The sequence below is a fragment of the Stieleria maiorica genome (genome assembly GCF_008035925.1).
Classification (GTDB): domain Bacteria; phylum Planctomycetota; class Planctomycetia; order Pirellulales; family Pirellulaceae; genus Stieleria; species Stieleria maiorica.
Genome location: NZ_CP036264.1, coordinates 7,691,035 through 7,709,160, shown reverse-complemented (window position 1 = coordinate 7,709,160; position 18,126 = coordinate 7,691,035). Strand labels below are relative to the sequence as shown.

Here is an 18,126-nt window from a genome sequence, read left to right as displayed (position 1 = left end):
ATGCGTTATCCTTGATGCTTTTCAGCACCCGGCATTCCCCTGATTGCGGTGAGGTTTTCATGTTGCGTCGCCCCTTGTTTTCGCGATGTGCTGTCATCTTTTTTGCGTGGATCGCGATTTCATCACTTCACACGCATCACTGCGAAGCCGCTTCGAACCAGCCGCCGGCGGGAATCCAATTTGACGGACTGGTGAGTGCCGAGGAATTGGACAGTCTGGTCGACCAGCCGGTGGCCATCAAGCTGCGTTCGGGACGACTGATCGCGAAGGTGGTGTTGGACTCGTTACAATTTGATCGCAAACAGAACGGATTGAAATTCCTGAAGTATCGCAGCGAAACCGGCCGCACCAGCACGATCAAGGTCGAAGACATCTACATGTTCTGGGTCGGCCGCCAGCGATTTCATTTGCGTTATTTCCCACCCACGCAACAGCTGTTCGTGATCAATGCGGCGGCAGCGGACGAGCAGGCGGAGAGTCGGTTGGCGGCCCAAGGCAAACAGATTCGCCAGCGCGCCGACGACCAGGAACAAACCGAAGCGACGGCGGAGCACCTGGCATTCTTACAGCAAGCCGCGACCACGTTGAAGGATGTCGGTCAGTTTCATGTCGAAGAAACCGATTCGACGCTGCTGTTTACCGACTATCCGCCTGCGGCCACCGGTGGAATCCGCCTGTTCGTCGATAAACTGAACGCACAGCTGAACCAGATGTTCGGGCTGCCCCAAAGCGACTCGATCTGGCGCGGCAAAGCGATCCTGGCGGTCTTCAGCACGCAGGCACGGTTTGCCGCGTTTGAAGAACAAGTCATGAACAACCCCAACCATGGCGGAAGAGCCGGCGTCCGCGGCGGCGACAAACGTTTTTTGCAAACTGCGATCGCAAAGAAACTCGACAACAACGTCGCGCGTGGGCTGAGCTGGGGCTACAGCCTCGGTTTCGCCGGCCGACTCCACTCCAATGCCAACTTGGTGCCGTGGATGAACATGGGGATCGCCAACGCCGTTCAATTCGCGATCGTCCCCGACCGCAGGCGGCAATCCTCGCAGCGTTCCAGTGTCACCCGGCAACTCAAAAACTCCGGTTCGATGTTAGGGTTGATGAGTGCGACGCGGCTGGACCAGGAACGTTGGCCGATGGCCGGCCAACTGGTTCAGTTCCTGGTCCAAAGCGACCCGATCGCGTTTAGCCAAATGTTTCGCGATGTCAAATTGGGGGTTCCGATGGAAGAAGCCCTGCAACAGAATTTTGGCTTGACCGATGAAGCACTCGCCGCACGATTCGGGCAATCACTCGGTGTGCCGGGATTGAAGCCGTAGTGGCGAATGATCAATGCGAGCGGAAGGGCTGTCGTACGTTACACCCGATTTCCTTGCCAGCCCCTACTTTCGGAGAGACCTTGATGGCACATTGCCACCGATTATGGATTCTGACTGCCCTGTGGTTCGTGTTGCCGGCGCTGTCGGTCTGCGCCCAGCAGCGATACGTGTTGACGAGTGCCGAGCAGAACATTCACCAGGAACGTTGGCGGCTTAACGGCGGGCAATGGTCGGTCGAAAAGAAAACCCTGCACGGCGGAAAACAAGAGGGCGTGGACCTGATCACGATTGACAACGGTGTCTTGGAAATCGACCTGATCCCCACACGTGGCATGAGCATTTATGAAATCCGATCGGGCGACATCCGACTGGGTTGGGACTCACCGGTGGAAAACATCGTGCATCCGGGGTTGATCGATTTAGAGAGTCGAGGCGGGCTGGGATGGTTGGAAGGATTCAATGAGTGGATGGTCCGCTGCGGGCTGGAGTTTGCCGGGCACCCGGGGACCGACGAATGGGAAAATGCCGGCGGCGGGACCACGACGATGGACCTGTCCTTACACGGAAAGATCGGCAATATTCCCGCCAGCGAAGTCGAAGTCATTATCGATTCGGACGCGCCGCACCGGATTCGCATTCGCGGGGTCGTCTATGAAAAGTTCTTCTACGGACCGAAGTTGAAATTGACCACCGAAGTTTCCGTCGTGCCCGGGCAAGACAGCTTCCGCATCAACGACACCATTGAAAACCTGGGCACCCAGGACCAGGAGTTTCAAATCATCTATCACGCCAACTTCGGTGCCCCGTTGCTGGGCGACGGCGCGAAGGTGCACGCGGCGGTCAAGTCGATCGCCCCGATGGACCGGCACGCCGCCGAAAACATTGACAACTATGCGACCTATCTGCCGCCGACAACGGGATTTGTCGAACAGGTCTATCTGGTCGAACCGCTAACCGACGAGAACGGAGCAACCGTCGCAGTGCTGCAAAACGCGGCCGGCGACCGAGCCGCATCGATGCACTGGACTCCCGAGCAGTTGCCCTACCTGACGATCTGGAAGAACACGGCGGCAACCGCAGACGGTTACGTGACCGGAATCGAACCGGGGACGGGTTACCCCTACAACCGCAAGATCGAACGTGCCGCCGGACGAGTCCCCAAACTCGCCCCCGGTCAAACGCGACAGTTCACCCTGGACATCGGATTGCACCGCGGCCAAGAAAACGTCGCCGCGATCGTCGACGCCGTCAAATCAATCCAAGGCGATCGGCAACCGGTGGTCAAACGTGAGCCCGAAGCAGTGGTGTCCGGCCAATAGGGACGACCGCGCCGGTTCGATGGCCCCTCCGGGGCGTCAGCGGAAATCGGGTAAGAAGATTTCGGAGGTAAGAGAAGGACGAACGGCACCGTTCATTCGATTTGGCTCATTTTCCTGCCCCAAAATCTTCCTACCTCTCCACGATGATGGCAGAATGATTCGGGGCAGAATGATGAGGAAAGGCCCCCCAGGCTGCTGTCAGACGGCTGATTTCAAGAGGGTTCAACAAGTCACCGCTCGCCCCCATAGACGCCAAGTTAAGAATGAACCCTCCCTGGAAAAGGTCGTGCGGTCTCTAAGTCTCTGATTCCAAGGGGATTTTGCAGATTTCTCTGGCCGCCCTGAACCACAGGGAGGTCGATTGCCCGCGGATGGCAGCGCGAACCCACGGATCCCAGGCCGCATCACATCCGTGGGTTCGCGCTGCCATCCGTGGGCATAATCGGTTCCTCCAGACCTCCCGCCCGAACGCACCCTCTCAAGCAAGCTGCCTGCTACGCGGAGTGAAACGCGTAAACGCCTTGCATTTTTGCGGTTTAAAACCGCACGACCTCTGCCAGGGGGGCCTTGCCTTGACCTGATGGAGACGAGATCGGCTAAAGGGACCGTCCAGCTTAGGGCGATGCTCTTCTTGGGGTACGATGGCCCTTCCGGGCCGTCGCCCGTGGGGCTCAGCGCGACGACCTAGAAAGGACGTCGTACACCCCACCACCGATCACCTCTTACCCAATCGGCCAGATCATTTGGATTCGTCGCGTTTAGCCTCCGCCCTAAGCTGGACGGTCCCTAAAGCCTCGACACCAACGTGCGCGTGGTCACAGAGCCGTCTTACGCCAGGATCTGGTGGACGACGTGGGCCGGTTCTTCGACACCGGTCAAGCGTTGATCGAGCCCTTGGAATTTGAAGGTCAACTTTTGGTGGTCGATCCCCAGTTGGTGCAGAATCGTGGCGTTCATGTCACGGATGTGCACGCCGGTGTTATTGAGAATGTTGTAACTGTGGTCGTCGGTCATGCCGTATTCGAATCCACGCTTGATTCCAGCGCCGGCCATCCAGATCGAAAAGCAACGTCCGTGATGGTCCCGTCCGTGGTTGTCCGGAGTGAGTTTTCCCTGGGAATAGATCGTGCGACCGAACTCGCCGCCCCAGACCACCAAGGTGTCGTCCAACATCCCGCGCTGTTTCAAGTCCTTGATCAAAGCGGCCGCCGGCTGGTCGATGTCTTTGCATTGCTCGCGGATCTTCGAGGGCAATGATCCGTGTTGATCCCAGCCGCGGTGGAACAGCTGGACGTAGCGCACGCCTTGCTGCACCATGCGGCGCGCGAGCAGACAATTCCTGGCAAAGCTGCCCGGCTTTTGAACGTCGTCGCCGTACAGATCCAACACGTGCTGCGGCTCCTTTTCGATCGCCATCAGATCCGGCACTTCGCTCTGCATGCGAAACGCCATTTCGTACTGTGAGATCCGGGCCTGGGTTTCCGGGTCGGCGAACTTGTCGTACGCCACCTGATTCAGCTCGTTTAAACCGTTCAGCATGCTGCGTCGCGAATCGCGGTCGATCCCCGGCGGGTTGTTCAGATACAAGACCGGTTCGCCGCTGCTGCGAAGCTTGACGCCCTGGTGACGGGCCGGCAAAAAACCCGAACCCCACAGTCGGTCATAGAGAGCTTGCAGTTGGCCTCGGCCACGTGAAATCATCACGATGTACGCGGGCATGTTGTCGTTTTCGCTGCCCAGACCGTAGCTGAGCCACGATCCGAGTGCAGGTTTCCCCTGTTGCTGGACTCCCGTATTGATATACGTGATCGCGGGGTCGTGATTCACCGCTTCGGTGTGCATCGATTTGATGATCGTGATGTCATCAACGATGCCGGACGTGTACGGCAGGATGTCTTTGTTGACCCAGGTGCCGTGATCGCCGAAGCGTTCAAAATCGAACATCGGCGCGACGCAAGGGAACGAGCTTTGGCCGCTGGTCATTCCGGTCAGCCGCTGGCCTTGGCGGACCGAATCAGGCAGCTCTTGGCCGTGAAACTTTCGCATTTCCGGCTTGTAATCGAACGTGTCGATATGGCTGGGGCCGCCGGCCATGAACAGATAGATGATCCGCTTGGCCTTGGGAGCGAAGTTCGGAAACTGCGGCAAGCCCGGATTGGAGGCCGCCGGGGCGGCGTGGGCGGTGCCGACCAATTCGGGATTCATCAGCGTACTGAGCGCGGCCGCCCCCAGTCCGTATCCGGTGCCGAGCAGGAACTTTCGGCGCTGGTTGGTCAGGGAGTCCATCGTTAGCCTCGGGTCAGAGTTTCGTCTAAGTTCAAAATCATTTGTGCGATCACGGTCCACGCGGCGTGTTCGATTGCATCGATCGAATCGTCGCGGGACAAATCGCCGACGGAGAGAAATTGATTGGCCGTTTCGGGATTGGCGGCGAAGCGTTGGCGCTGGTCATCCAGTATTCGCATCAACAGTGTCGTTTCACGCTCGGTTGCCGGCCGTGCCGTCGTCAGTCGGTACGCCAGGTCAATGCGCCCGCTCGCATCAGACTCGGACCGAATCAACCGCTCGGCAAGCGCCCGGGCGGCTTCGACAAACTGGGGGTCGTTGAGTGTCACCAGGGCTTGCAGCGGGGTGTTGGTGCGGGCCCGATTGACGACACATTTTTCACGTGAGGGGGCGTCAAAAATCATCATGTTGGGCATCGGTGCACTGCGTTTCCAATACGTGTACATCGACTTGCGATACAGGCTTTCGCCCTTGTCTTGAGAATAACGCAGGCCGCCGTTCAGACTGACTTCGTTCCAGATGTTGACCGGTTGATAGGGTTTCACCCCGGGGCCGCCGACCTGACGCGTCAGCAATCCGCTGACCGCCAATGCCTGGTCACGAATAAACTCGCCTTGCAACCGGAACCGCGGACTGCGTGCCAACAACAGATTCTCCGGATCCTTCTCCGCATGCTCGTTCTCTTGACGCGAACTCTGGCGATAGGTCCGCGAGAGCACGAGTCGCCGCAACATCCGCTTGACGTCCCAGCCGGATTGGACGAAATCGACGGCCAACCAGTCCAGCAACTGTGGGTGCGTCGGCGGTGCGCCTTGGGCACCGAAGTCGCTGACGGAGCGAACCAATCCGTTTCCGAACAGCATCGTCCAGTAGCGATTGACGGCGACGCGGGCGGTCAACGGATGATCCGGCGCGATCAGCCAATGGGCCAGTCCCAATCGGTTCGGCGGAGCGTCCTCGGCTAGCGGCGGCAAGGCGGCCGGCACGCCGGGCAAAATCGGCGTTTCCTTCTTCGGCGAATCGTATTGTCCGCGGTCCAGCACATAGGTCATCCGCATTTTGTCTTGCGGATTGTCCGTCATGATCATCGACGTCGTCTTCTGCGCGGCCAGATCGGCGTGTTGCTTGGTCGCTGCGGCGAGTGATCGATTGAGCGTTTGGTAACGATCGTCTTTGCTTGTGAAATAAACGTTACGCAGCGCCGCCCATTGGGACTCGCCGCGATCTTCCGCGGCCGTCGCCAGGATTCCGCCGATCACGTCATCCTTGGCCAGCGGCACTTCGGACTCGCTGAGCGCGAAGGAATAGATCCGAATGTCATCGACTTCGCCTTTCCAGTTCGCACCGTCGCTGCGGCTGCCGATTTTAAACGGAACTTCGGTTTGCAGGGTCCCGCCCAGTGTGTCCGCTTCGACCTTATTGTCCGACAGTTTTCCGTCGAGATAGATTTTGACCCCGGCGGCTTTTTGGCTGCCGTCATAGGTGATCACGACGTGTTGCCAGGTGTTCTTTTTCAGCGCGTCTTTGGAAACGACCTTGACCGCGTTGTCGCTCCAGGAATGGATGATGTGGGTCCCGATGTTTGCCCCTTGGATCCACATGTCGTAGCCGCGGTAATTGTTTGCGACGTCCATCCGCGAGAAGACGGCGCCGCCGGATTTGCCGTCGTACTTGATCCAGGCGGCCATCGTGAACGGTTGGTCCGATTCCAACTGGGGTGGATTCTCCGAACACGCGAACTGGGTTTGCCCATTCAGTTTCAACGTCCGGTTGCCGTCACGATCGCCCGATTCGAACTTGCCTTTTTCCAAGACGGCGATCGCCCCGGTCGTTTCATTTTTTAATTGCGCACCGTCGGATTCATCCAGCGGAAACCAGTGCGCGATTCCGGCCAGTTGCTCTTTCGCCGTTTCGGCATCGTTGTACTTTGCGGTTTCCTGTTCGGCCCAGGCGATGAACTGCGGTTCGGCGTCGATCTTGTACGTTTCCAACTCTTTCTGCTTCGATTCGATGGCCGCATGCAATTCGGCCAATCGTTCCGTTTGGAGAGGGTCATAGACATCGACCACCGGAGCCTGATTTCCTTGACGCGTCTGCATCCCGGGATCGGCGGTGTTGTTGAAGTAGGCGTAAAACTGGTAATACTCTTTTTGCGAGATCGGGTCGTACTTGTGGTCGTGACATTGGGCACACTCCATCGTCAATGCCAGCCAGACGGTGGAGGTGGTTTGGACGCGATCGACGACGTATTCGACGCGCAACTCTTCGGCAAACGCGCCGCCTTCGTCACTGGTGGCGTGGTTTCGGTTGAACCCCGACGCCACCTTTTGATCGATGGTCGCTCCAGGAATCAGGTCGCCGGCGATCTGCTCGATCGTGAATTGGTCAAACGGCATGTTGCTGTTGTAGGCGTTGATGACCCAATCACGCCACGGCCACATGTCGCGCGGCCCATCGGCATGCATCACGCTGGTGTCGCCGTAGCGTGCCGCATCCAGCCAGGCCAACGTCATGCGTTCGCCATAGTCTGCCGATGCCAGCAGACGGTCAACGAGCGTTTCATAGGCCAAGTCGATCCCGTACGAATCCACATCGGCGATGAATTCGTCGACTTGCAGGGGCGTCGGCGCCATGCCGGTCAGGTCCAACGACACACGACGGATCAACGTCCGAGGGTCGGCTTGCGGCGAGAACGTCAGTCCGTGTTCGCGGAGTCGTTTGCCGATGAAGTGGTCGACGGGGTTGGCGGTGTCGACACCGGATACCTTTTGCGGCGGCACGAATGCCCAGTGTTCTTGATAGGTCGCTCCCTCGGCGACCCATTGCCGTAGCAGTTCGCGTTGGCGATCGCTCAGGTGTTTGTTCGAATCCGGCGGGGGCATCAGCATGTCCGCGTCTTCGGAGAATACCCGCGCGATCACTTCACTGTCGTCCGGTTCCCCGGGGACCAACAAACCCGAATCGATGGCGGCCTCGCGATCGTCCAATCGCAAGTCGGCGGCGCGCGTCGATTCGGCGGGACCGTGACAGAGAAAACAGTTGTCCGAAAGGATCGGCCGAATGTCACGATTGAAATCAATCTCGGCGGCCGTTGCACTGCCGAGAGTGATAAGCAGCACGACCAAGGGGATTGAGAGCGTAGTCTTCATGGCGGGGGTTCGGACACGGGTGGGCGGGTTCGCTGGCGGGACATCGATTATCGCACAAAACCGAAGTCTTCACAGGGGCAAAAACAGCCCATGGATGCACCCAACGCACCACAGCGATCCCGAATCCGTCCGATCCGGCACAATCTGGGTCAGTTCGCCTAAAAACCTGAAACCTGAAACCTGAAAGATTCAATCCCGATTCAACAGTTCGACCAATTGAGGAAAATGCTCTCGTTCGGTTTCGGGGATAAACGATTTCAATAAGCCAAGCTTTCGGGGCACGTCGGGGTGTGTTTCGATGACATGCTGGACGAACGCTCGCTGCGGATTATTGAATTCGTCGCCGGATCGGATTCCGATCACGTTGCAGAGCGAGAACAGCGAATACGAACGGACGTCGGATGCCGACAACCGCGAGTAGATTGCCGCGGGATGTGTGGACGCTTCAGCCGACCGCAAGGTAGCGAAGCCATCGATCGCGACAACGACTCAAAATGAATCCGGGGGGATCCTTTGGCGGCAGCTTCATCGACAGGATTCCTCCATGCAGCGCAGTTGACAGCGTCACTTTGTACCGCAGCCCCTGTGCTACTTCTCAAGGCGATTCGACGAATCTGCCCCCGGAGCCTCGGGAATGAATTGGGACGGCGTTTTCCCCGCGAACCGGCACTCCGCGATCAGGTTCCGCCGCAATTCAGTGTCTTCCTGCGACGCAATCCCTTGCCGTGTCCGGCAGACGTCGGCAAGGATCTTCAGCTTCCCCTCGTCCAACGGCTGAATCTTTGCCTGGGTTTGCCTCTCGGGAGCCTGACGCATTCGCGACCGGTCGGCGAGCAATTTGGTGAGTGACGGATGATCACCCGCCGGATCGAGTTGGGCAACGCGCCAGAGAATCTGATCGGCGGGCAACGCGTCCGTGCCATCCATCGCATTCTGGATCGCACGCAGCGTGATCGCATGGCGAAATGCGGCAACGTCAACCGATTCGATCGACGGCGTGGGAAACCGTTTCTGGATGATCTGCTTTGTGGTGATCGGGCGACCGGCGAGAGTGGCTAGCTCACGATCGGCAAGGATTTGGACACAGCGGGCGATCCAAAACGCCTGGAAGTAGTCGACCGGCGCGACGAAGTTGCTGCCGAAACCGAAGGAGTAGCTTTTGGCGCCGTTGTTCATGCGGCTGGTGATCCGGCGCTCGTTGAGCATCAAGATGGTTTGTAGTGTGTCCGCCGTCGACGCAGGAAAGTGGTCGCGATCGACCGCCGTTTGTGCCGGGCGTCCGATCGGCAATCCCGGAGTCGACATGGACGAGGGACGCTCGATGTGTAAAAGATTTCGATACCGGGTGGTTCCGCGGGCGGGCGCCGCCAATGCGGCTTGTCGCGTGGAATAGAACACCGACCTGGACGCGGCAACCGGCGCGATTCCCGAGGTCGACTTCAGATCATGGTCAAGTTCCAACGCAGCGACTTCGCCCGCCACACGACCGGCCAACGCGACGTGCCGGGCACGATCCGGCGAATCGGACAGCAACAGCAACTGCACCCGGACGATTTTGATGTCCCACAAATCGGAATCGTTCTCCAACGCGGCACGGCACAACTCGGCCGCTTGCTCGGGATCGCTGTCGGCAACCCGTCGGATGATCGACGCCATCCGCTTCGGATCACGCGTCGCTTTCATCGCCCGCATGGTCACTTCGGCCTGCGTGATCAATCCGGCTTGGAACTCCAACGACGTCAATCGAGCCCGGGCAGCCGGCGTGTCTTGAACCTGAACCAGCCGACGCTGCTGGGTGACCGCTGAAACCAAGTCCCCCGATCGTGACAAAAGTTGCACCATCGCTTGGAGCAGGGACACGTCATGCGGGTGCTTGCCGAGCCCTCGCTGCAGAACGAACTGCGCCTGCTTGAAATCTTCGACAGAACTCCACACCGTTGCGACCAGGATAGACTTGGATCTGGAATCAACAACGCTGCGTTCCAGCCTTTCGATGCGTGTCACCAATTGCTCGACGTCACCGCGCCGTTCGTACAACTGCACCAGATGCTCGATCAATTCGATCTGCGATTCCAATTGGGTTTCCCACTCAACGGATTGCCAAAGCAGCGCGATCGCGTCCCCAGTTTCGGATCGATCGGCCAGCCGGATCGCGAGATCGACCCGGGCTTCGTTGTGACGAGGATCAAGGCTGACGGCACGGCGCAACGCCGCTTCGCCCTGTTCATGCTTTCCTGAGGCAAACGCGATTTGGGCATACAGGTGGTGCGACGCCGCCGAGGCGGGATTCGCCGCGACCATGTCATCGGCGGCTTGGAGTGCGATTTCGATTCGGCCGAATTGTTTTCGGATTCCGACGAGCCGGCGGAAGTGATCGACGCTACGCCGCTTGTCCAATCGGCCCAGATGCGTCAAATGCCGGGCGGCGTTTTCATGGCGTCCCAATCGTTCCGCGATGTCGACCGCATCACGGAGCACGGCGACATTCTGTGGATCAAGCTCGATGGCAGCGTCGATCGCACGTGAGGCGGCATCGCGTTGACCATCGGCAAGACACAGCAGCGCCAGATACCGTCGATTTTCCGCCGTCGGTGTTTGTCGCGAAACCTCCGCGATCTGCTCGCCAAGTCGATCCGCAACTTGAAAGAATTCGATCCGTCGCCGCATCAGCCGTTCACGTTCTTCCGCACTTTCGACCAATTCGGATGCGAGGTCCAGTTCCGCCGCTGCGGCATCGAATTGCTCGGCCCTCCAGAGCAGACCGGCATACCGCAACCGCTGTTCGAACGATAGATCCAGCCCGGCCGCCTCCCGCCACGTTTGCAGCTCCAGATCAAGATGCTGAAAGGCCCCGAGGATCCCCGCCACAAGGACAAGTGACTCTGCACTGCGCCGTGGGCCTTCCGCGATCGACCGCCATACCGTGATCGCATCCTCATGGCGTCCGAGATGATGCAGCAGTTTGCCAAGAGATTCACGATACTGGGGGTCATCGGGTGACGCCTGGATGGCTTGCCGATAAAGCTGGACCGCGCGATTCGAGTCATCGATCGACTGCATGCGTCGCGCAAGGATCGCCAACAAAACCGCGTCATCGGGCTTGGCCTTGGCGAGCCGATTCCATGCTTTGCGGGCCGCGTCGTGACGCCGGTCAAGTTCCATCGTTGGATCAGCAAGGTAGATGTCTCCCAAACGCAGCCCGACATCGGGATCGATCGGATCGATGGCGACCAATTGTTCCAAGTGCCGTGCCGCTTCCGCCTTCCTGCCTTCGGCCTCCAGGATTCCCGCCAGAGTCCAGCGTGGCTCCTTTTTGTCGGGAGCCTTTACGATGGCTTGCAACAGAGTCGTTTGAGCATCATCAACGCGTCCGGCGCCGGCCAGGATTTCCGCCCGGCGGATCAGGAGCGTCAGGTCGTCGGGCGAACGCTCCGCTTGCCGACGGTAATACTCCGCCAGACCGTCAAAATCCCCGTCGGACAAAAAAGTGCGTTCCAGCCGATCGCGGACATCTGAGTGCAACCAACTGCCCGGTCGCAGCCGCTGGGAGATCGATTCGAGTTGCTGCCGAGCGTGTTGGGAGTCGCCGAGTCGAACCGTCAGCTCCGCGATTTTAATTTGATACCGAATTCGGCTCTCCGCCGATGGCGCCCGGTCCGCCAAGCGTCGATAGTGCTTCAGCGCCAAGTCGAATTCCTGCTGCGTCACCAGGGCTGCGGCGACCCGCTCGGTGATCGACGGGTCATCAGAAAACCGTTCGACCAGTTGCCGCCATACGGTGATCGCCTGGTCGCGTTGGTTGGTCTGGCAATAGAGCTGTGCGAGACCCAGATAAACTTCCGGCGCGTCGCGACGATCGGGCTGTCGCTCGATCGCGCGTCGAAACGCCTGGACCGCTTGATCATGCTCGCCTTCGGCGATCAACGCCCGGCCCAACTGATGGCTCGCGTTGGCATTGCCAGTCAGCAACGACTCCGCAGTCCGCAGCGAGGGAATCGCGGCGGTGGCATCGCCGCGTTTAAGCTGAATCAAACCGCGCGTCAGTTGTTTTGCGCCCGACCGGTCGTCATCGAGCGACTGCAGCAGTTCGTCGAGTGACTGCGTTTGAGAGTGGGATTCAAATACGCGATCGAGAGCCGTGCCCGGACGTGGGTTTTCAAGCAACACCTGCAGGAACTGCTCGGCGATCTGGTGATCTCGTTCGGTACTCTGAGCCGGCACGGTCGATTGAGGCAACCCCAGCATCAGCAGGCAGATTGCGGTCAGGCGAAGCGATCTCAAAAACCAAATCATCATGTCGATCATCGTCTTCTCGAAGTACGACGGCCCTTCCGGGTGGTCGAGTGTCCGTGATCGACGCCCCGGAAGGGACGTCGTACATGTCTGATCGGCTAAAGCCTAGACACCAACGGTTGCTTGTCCACTCAGCAACTCCAAATCGGATCGCCCAGGACATCGAACTTCGGCGTGATCCCCAAGCCCGGCTCGGTCGACGCGGCCATCCGCCCGTTAATGCGTTTCGGTGCCCCATCGGCGATCGACTGGGTGACGTAACTGTTGAAGTCGGTGGACGTGAACAGGTAATCGGTCGGGGTGCTGTGGGCCAGATGCGAGATCGCGGCGGTGATGATGTCCCCGCCCCAGCTGTCCTCGAGCGTCATTGCGATCCCCAGGGACACACACAGGTCACGCGCCTGTTTGGCCTTGGTCAATCCGCCGAACTTGCTGATCTTGATGTTGACGGCATCCATCGCACGATCGGACGCACCTTTCAGGATCGCGTCGACCGAATCGATCACCTCGTCCAAGATGAACGGCAGGTTCGTGTGTTGGCGAACGGTCAAACACTGCTGATATGTCGCGCAAGGCTGTTCGATGTAGACATCGACGTCACGCACGGCACCGACGACCCGCATCGCTTCGTGCATCAACCAGCCGGTGTTGGCATCGGCGACCAGTTTATCACCGGGCTGCAGGATTTCGCGGACCGCGCGAATTCGCTCGATATCCTCATCAGCCCGGCCACCGACTTTCAATTGAAACCGCCGATAGCCTTCTTCACGATATCCGGCGACGTTGTCGGCCATCTCGCCGGCCGGTCGCTGCGAAATCGCCCGGTAAAGCACCACGTCGTCGCCGTAGCGTCCGCCCAGCAGCGTGCAAACCGGCAATCCCGCGGCCTTGCCCAAAATGTCCCAGCACGCCATGTCGATCGCCGACTTGACATACGGGTGCCCCTTCATCACCCGATCCATCTTGTAATTGAGTGCCCACAACTGTGTCGGGTCTTGGCCGATCAACTGAGGGGCCAACTCCATCATCCCCGCGCGGGCTCCGGCCGCGTAGGCGGGCAAGTAGACCGGACCGAGCGGACAGACTTCGCCGTACCCGACCACCCCAGAATCGGTGTCGATTTGGACCACGGTGGAATCGAAGACGTCGACGCTTTTCCCCTCCGACCAGCTGTAATTGCCTTCCGCCAGGGGAAGGTCCACTTGATAAACCTTGAAACCAGTGATCTTCATCTCGTCGTCTCGATCGGTAGTGCAATGGGTAATCTTGTCGGATGTGCTTTCGCGCCCGCAGAAAGCGATATCAAAGACAGAATTTAGCACCAAAGTCGCCTGCTCGGCACCGGTTGGGAGGCATTCGGAGCGGGCTTACGCTCAGACGCACCCTTTGATTGATTTTGCGCCCCGTCGCTGGCCTTTAACCGTTGATGCAGGACGCATTGTTGGTGTTTAGCCTTTAGGCGATTCCAGGTCACTGCGATGCCTCGACCGCGGGCGGCGAAGAAGACTTCAGCTTAGGGCTTCGCTTTTCGCCAGGACGATGGTCCCCCCGGGCCGTCGCCCGTGCGGCTTTGCGCGACGACCTCGAAAGGACGTCGTACGCGCGATCTGCAGACCGCGACGTGCGAACCGCACCGCAGCGGTGGGAATCGAATAGACTGATCTGATTCGATGGCCTCTCCCCTTCCCGACCTCCTGCCCCTTACCCCGGCCGATTCTCATGATGCGATTCATCATTCTCACCGCCTTGTGTTGTCTGTCCTGTGTCGCTTCGGCGGCCGATCGACCGAACGTGTTGTTCATCGCCGTGGACGACTTGAATCATTGGATGACGCACCTGAACCGCAATCCTCAGGCCCGCACGCCGAACTTTGACCGACTGGCCCGACGCGGCGTGACGTTCACCAACGCCCACTGCGCCGTGCCGGCCTGCGAACCGTCGCGTTGTGCGTTGATGAGCGGCCGGCGCCCGTGGGTCACCGGGTGCTACAAGAACGGACACAAGTGGAAACAGTACCAGGCCGCCGGAGAAGGCTTGAGCGCCCAATTCCTGAATGCGGGCTACCACGTCGCCGGTGCGGGAAAGATCTACCATTCCAGACAGTACTACCCCAGCGAATGGACGGAGTACATGTCCGATGACGGGTTGAGTGCCAATGGGCCGGGCGTGAAAAAAATGGACGGCTATCACGACGACGTGACGCACCCGAACCTGAAAGACGACGACATCATGGATTGGCACTGCGTCGATTATTGCATCGAGCGAATCACCAAGAAAAGCGACCAACCGTTCTTCGTCGCCTGTGGCCTGTACAAGCCCCACCTGCCGTTCGTCGCCCCACGAAAATACTACGAGGCGTTTCCGCTGGAGTCGATTCAATTGCCGCCGCACATCGAAAACGACTTGGACGACATTCCGCCTGCCGGAGTCAGAATGGCCGGCCCCCAAGGCGACCACGCCAAGTTTCTCAAGAGCGGCCGCTGGAAAGCCGCGATTCAGTCCTACTTGGCCACCTGCGCCTACACCGACATGAACCTGGGGCGATTGCTCGATGCCCTGGACGCCAGCCCGAACCGAGACAACACGATCATCTGCCTGTGGAGCGATCACGGTTGGTCCCTCGGTGAGAAGGAACACTGGCGCAAGTTTGCGTTGTGGGAAGAAACCACCCGCACCGCCTTCATCTGGGTCGTCCCGGGAATCACCACGCCGGGAACACGCTGCGACCGTTCGGTCGATTTGATGAGCGTGTATCCGACGCTGTGCGAATTGACGGGGATCGAAACCCCGGATCACGTCAGCGGTCATGACATCTCGGTGTTGCTAAAAAACCCACAAGCCCCTTGGGAATTCCCCGCGATCACCACCCACGGTCGCGGCAACCATAGCGTCAAGACCGAGACCCATCGTTACATCCGCTACGCAGGCGGCGACGAAGAACTCTATGACGTCGTCGCGGATCCGTACGAATGGAAAAACCTGGCGTCAGCCGAGGGAAGCGATGCCATCAAAAAACAGCTCGCAGGGTGGTTACCGAAGCAGGAGGCACCTGAAGCAAAGAAGTAAGGCGTGCGGTGCATGCCACTCGTCACGCACAGCGTGACCTGGCACAGCATCACCTGACTCGTGACGGGGCTCCCGCCTCGTCACGCGCTGCCCCTGAGGCTCCCGCCTCAACACCGCCGCCGGAGGCAGGAGCCTCCGCAGCCCCGCGTTCCCAGGCAGGAGCCTGGCAACGAGTCGCAGGCGCTCGCCTCGCACGGCGTGACCTACACTTGACTCGTGACGGGGCTCCCGCCTCGTCACGCGCTGCCCCTGAGGCTCCCGCCTCAGCACCGCCGCCGGAGGCAGGAGCCTCCGCAGCCTCCCGTTCCCAGGCAGGAGCCTGGGAACGAGTCGCAGGCGCTCGCCTCGCACGGCGTGACCTACACTTGACTCGTGACGGGGCTCCCGCCTCGTCACGCGCTGCCCCTGAGGCTCCCGCCTCAACGCCGCCACCGGAGGCGGGAGCCTCCGCAGCCTCCCGTTCCCAGGCAGGAGCCTGGGAACGAGTGACAGGCGCTCGCCTCGCACGGCGTGACCTACACCTGACTCGTGACGGGGCTCCCGCCTCGTCACGCGCTGCCCCTGAGGCTCCCGCCTCAGCACCGCCGCCGGAGGCAGGAGCCTCCGCAGCCTCCCGTTCCCAGGCAGGAGCCTGGGAACGAGTCACAGGCGCTCGCCTCGCACGGCGTGACCTACACTACGTCGGGACGTATTCCACCACATGCCCGATCTTGATCACAAACGGGTGCGTCTTGTGGCTCTTGAAAAATCCGCTGACGGTCACCCCGTCGGGGTTCTCGATCACCTTGACGATATTGACGTAGGGGACATGGAAGATGTTTTCATCATCACCGGTCTTCACCGAAAAATAATCCTCGTCGGCGGCCAGCAACGTTGCCGATTCGATCCGGTGTGCGCTGTGGATATTGATTCCGATCTCGTTGCCCAGTTGCGTTTCAATCAGCGTTTTCATGACACTCCGACTCGAACGTTCTTGCGGGGACAGCGGAAGGGATTTGCGTGAGAACAATCAATCGTAGCAGAACACCACGGGGTTGGGTGTTTTTTCCGCGCCGTTGGTGTCCAGCCTTAGGGCGCTCTTCCGGTACCTTCAGGCACCCCACAGCGCCGCCGGACGCAAAGCGTCTGTGGGGGAATCGCTAAAGCCTCGACACCAACCTCAGGGCAATTGAACTCGCCCGAGCGTCAACCATCCCGATTTGGTCTGGTCCTGCGCCGCGTTGGCGAATCGCAGCGGCTTGCCACCGGGGAGCGGATGAACCACTCGCATCAACACCGTGTAGTTGCCCGACAGAGACGACGTGTCGACCGAATCAGTCAATCGATGGGGATTGGAACTCGGCAGGCGGCCCCGAACCGACAAGCCTGCGGCAATCGATCGCTGGGCGATGTTGCCTTGATCGTCGATGAATGCCACTTCAGTCGGCCAATCGGCATAGAACGGCGCGACGCCTTGATTGACCAACTGCAGCTTGATCTGGCAACGACCGGTTGAATCGTTCGGAAGAAACTCGGTGCGTTTCACAAAAAAGTCATACCCCATCCGCCGGACTTCGCGGATCGCACGCTCCAGTCGCTCCGGTCCTGCAACCTCGCGAAACATCCCGGTGTCCATCAGCCACGTCGCGTGCGTTTGGTCAACACATTCGCGGAAACTCTGCGCCTGCTCCGGCCAATGCTCACGTGCGTCAAAGATCTTGCCCCAAACCTCCGGCCGAATCTCGCCGCCGATGGGATGCGTTTTCCATTTTTCAATCGCCTCGCGGCCGGCTGCCTTAAGCGCGGGCATGTAGAACCAGTCGTCCTCCGGCTTGCCGGTGTCGATTGTCGCCCACGCAAACGAATCATCGTGATAACCAAACCGGCGCGATGTGTTTTCGGCCTGGTAGCCGTGATCCGCCCCGGCCGGATAACGCAGCAACACGGGAGTCGACGAAAACGCCGCTTCGTAGGCGTCAAGCACGATCGATTGGGTTTGTTTACTGGCCCAGAGCTCGGTTCGCGGGTACGTGTGCCACTCGCCCCAGGTCCCTAGCAATCCGGCGGTGATGTAGGCCAAACGTGGGTCACCGTCGTACTTGGCCCCAAACGCCATGATGAACGCTCGCAGGGCCGATCGGAGTCGACCGTCTTCGTAATCGGGCGTTGTGATCTCCTTGGGCGGCAGCGGAGCGGTGTTCGTGTTGAGATACGTGTGAAGCTTCAAACCGCCATCGATCAGATACTTCGGGATGCCCTTATCCTTTCCCGGATACTCCAGATAAACACGCACCACCGCCTGATTACCGCGCGAAGCGATGTCGTCAAGCAACTCTTCCAGCGGCTGCCAATCGAAACGGTCCTCCGCCATCATCAAATCGCTCAGTGCCAGGTAGCTGAACTCCATGCTGTGCGGAAAGCGATCCGGGTAGGGTCGGGCGTAGGGCACCAACCCCTTGAGCGGATTGTCGATTCTACTGGGCGCCGGTTGCAAATCGAACGTTTGCTGCGCGTCGGTCGTCCGCCCGTCGCCGAGCAACCACAGCAAGCAAAAAACAGTACAACAGGAGAGTCGTAGGATCGTGTGGGCGTGGTTTTTCATGGGTGTTACCTGGAGAGTTTTTGAGGCTCCATTTTTAGCTCATAAAACACGCGGCGTGTCAGCACGTGGCGTTAGCCAGTGGCCCGTAACGGCAACGCGATGCAGTTCCCGTG

The 18,126-nt window shown here is 59.5% G+C and carries 10 protein-coding genes; 3 read left to right on the top strand and 7 right to left on the bottom strand.

The window, feature by feature from the left end:
• The first annotated feature begins 59 nt into the window (after positions 1 to 59).
• Positions 60 to 1,319, top strand: coding sequence for a hypothetical protein (locus tag Mal15_RS26185; RefSeq protein WP_147870455.1), 1,260 nt, complete (start codon positions 60 to 62; stop codon positions 1,317 to 1,319).
• 83 nt (positions 1,320 to 1,402) lie between these two features.
• Positions 1,403 to 2,638 carry an aldose 1-epimerase family protein gene (locus tag Mal15_RS26180; protein WP_147870454.1) on the top strand — a complete coding sequence of 412 codons (1,236 nt, stop codon included), beginning with the start codon at positions 1,403 to 1,405 and terminating at the stop codon, positions 2,636 to 2,638.
• An 828-nt stretch (positions 2,639 to 3,466) separates the two neighbouring features.
• On the opposite strand, the gene Mal15_RS26175 is transcribed toward Mal15_RS26180, so the two are convergent.
• From Mal15_RS26175 to Mal15_RS26155, 5 genes are all read right to left on the bottom strand, one after another.
• Positions 3,467 to 4,924 (bottom strand): DUF1501 domain-containing protein, encoded by a 1,458-nt coding sequence (locus Mal15_RS26175; RefSeq protein WP_147870453.1) that lies wholly within the window; start codon positions 4,922 to 4,924, stop codon positions 3,467 to 3,469.
• A gap of 2 nt (positions 4,925 to 4,926) precedes the next feature.
• On the bottom strand, positions 4,927 to 8,073 hold the full coding sequence (locus Mal15_RS26170; protein ID WP_147870452.1) for a DUF1553 domain-containing protein: 3,147 nt from the start codon (positions 8,071 to 8,073) through the stop codon (positions 4,927 to 4,929).
• A 189-nt stretch (positions 8,074 to 8,262) separates the two neighbouring features.
• Positions 8,263 to 8,532 (bottom strand): hypothetical protein, encoded by a 270-nt coding sequence (locus tag Mal15_RS26165; RefSeq protein ID WP_147870451.1) that lies wholly within the window; start codon positions 8,530 to 8,532, stop codon positions 8,263 to 8,265.
• 129 nt (positions 8,533 to 8,661) lie between these two features.
• Positions 8,662 to 12,369 (bottom strand): tetratricopeptide repeat protein, encoded by a 3,708-nt coding sequence (locus Mal15_RS26160; protein WP_167547056.1) that lies wholly within the window; start codon positions 12,367 to 12,369, stop codon positions 8,662 to 8,664.
• A 128-nt stretch (positions 12,370 to 12,497) separates the two neighbouring features.
• Positions 12,498 to 13,598, bottom strand: a complete 1,101-nt coding sequence (locus Mal15_RS26155; protein ID WP_147870449.1) for a cis-3-hydroxy-L-proline dehydratase — start codon at positions 13,596 to 13,598, stop codon at positions 12,498 to 12,500.
• Positions 13,599 to 14,085: 487 nt separating this feature from the next.
• On the opposite strand from Mal15_RS26155, the gene Mal15_RS26150 reads away from it, so the two are divergent.
• Complete coding sequence (locus Mal15_RS26150; RefSeq protein ID WP_199773737.1) at positions 14,086 to 15,432, top strand: sulfatase; 1,347 nt, start codon at positions 14,086 to 14,088, stop codon at positions 15,430 to 15,432.
• A gap of 676 nt (positions 15,433 to 16,108) precedes the next feature.
• Here Mal15_RS26150 and Mal15_RS26145 read toward each other — a convergent pair.
• A complete protein-coding gene (locus tag Mal15_RS26145) occupies positions 16,109 to 16,384 on the bottom strand; it encodes a hypothetical protein (RefSeq protein ID WP_147870448.1) in 276 nt (91 codons plus the stop codon).
• A gap of 207 nt (positions 16,385 to 16,591) precedes the next feature.
• Positions 16,592 to 18,013 (bottom strand): DUF4832 domain-containing protein, encoded by a 1,422-nt coding sequence (locus Mal15_RS26140; RefSeq protein ID WP_147870447.1) that lies wholly within the window; start codon positions 18,011 to 18,013, stop codon positions 16,592 to 16,594.
• Between the last annotated feature and the right edge of the window lie 113 nt (positions 18,014 to 18,126).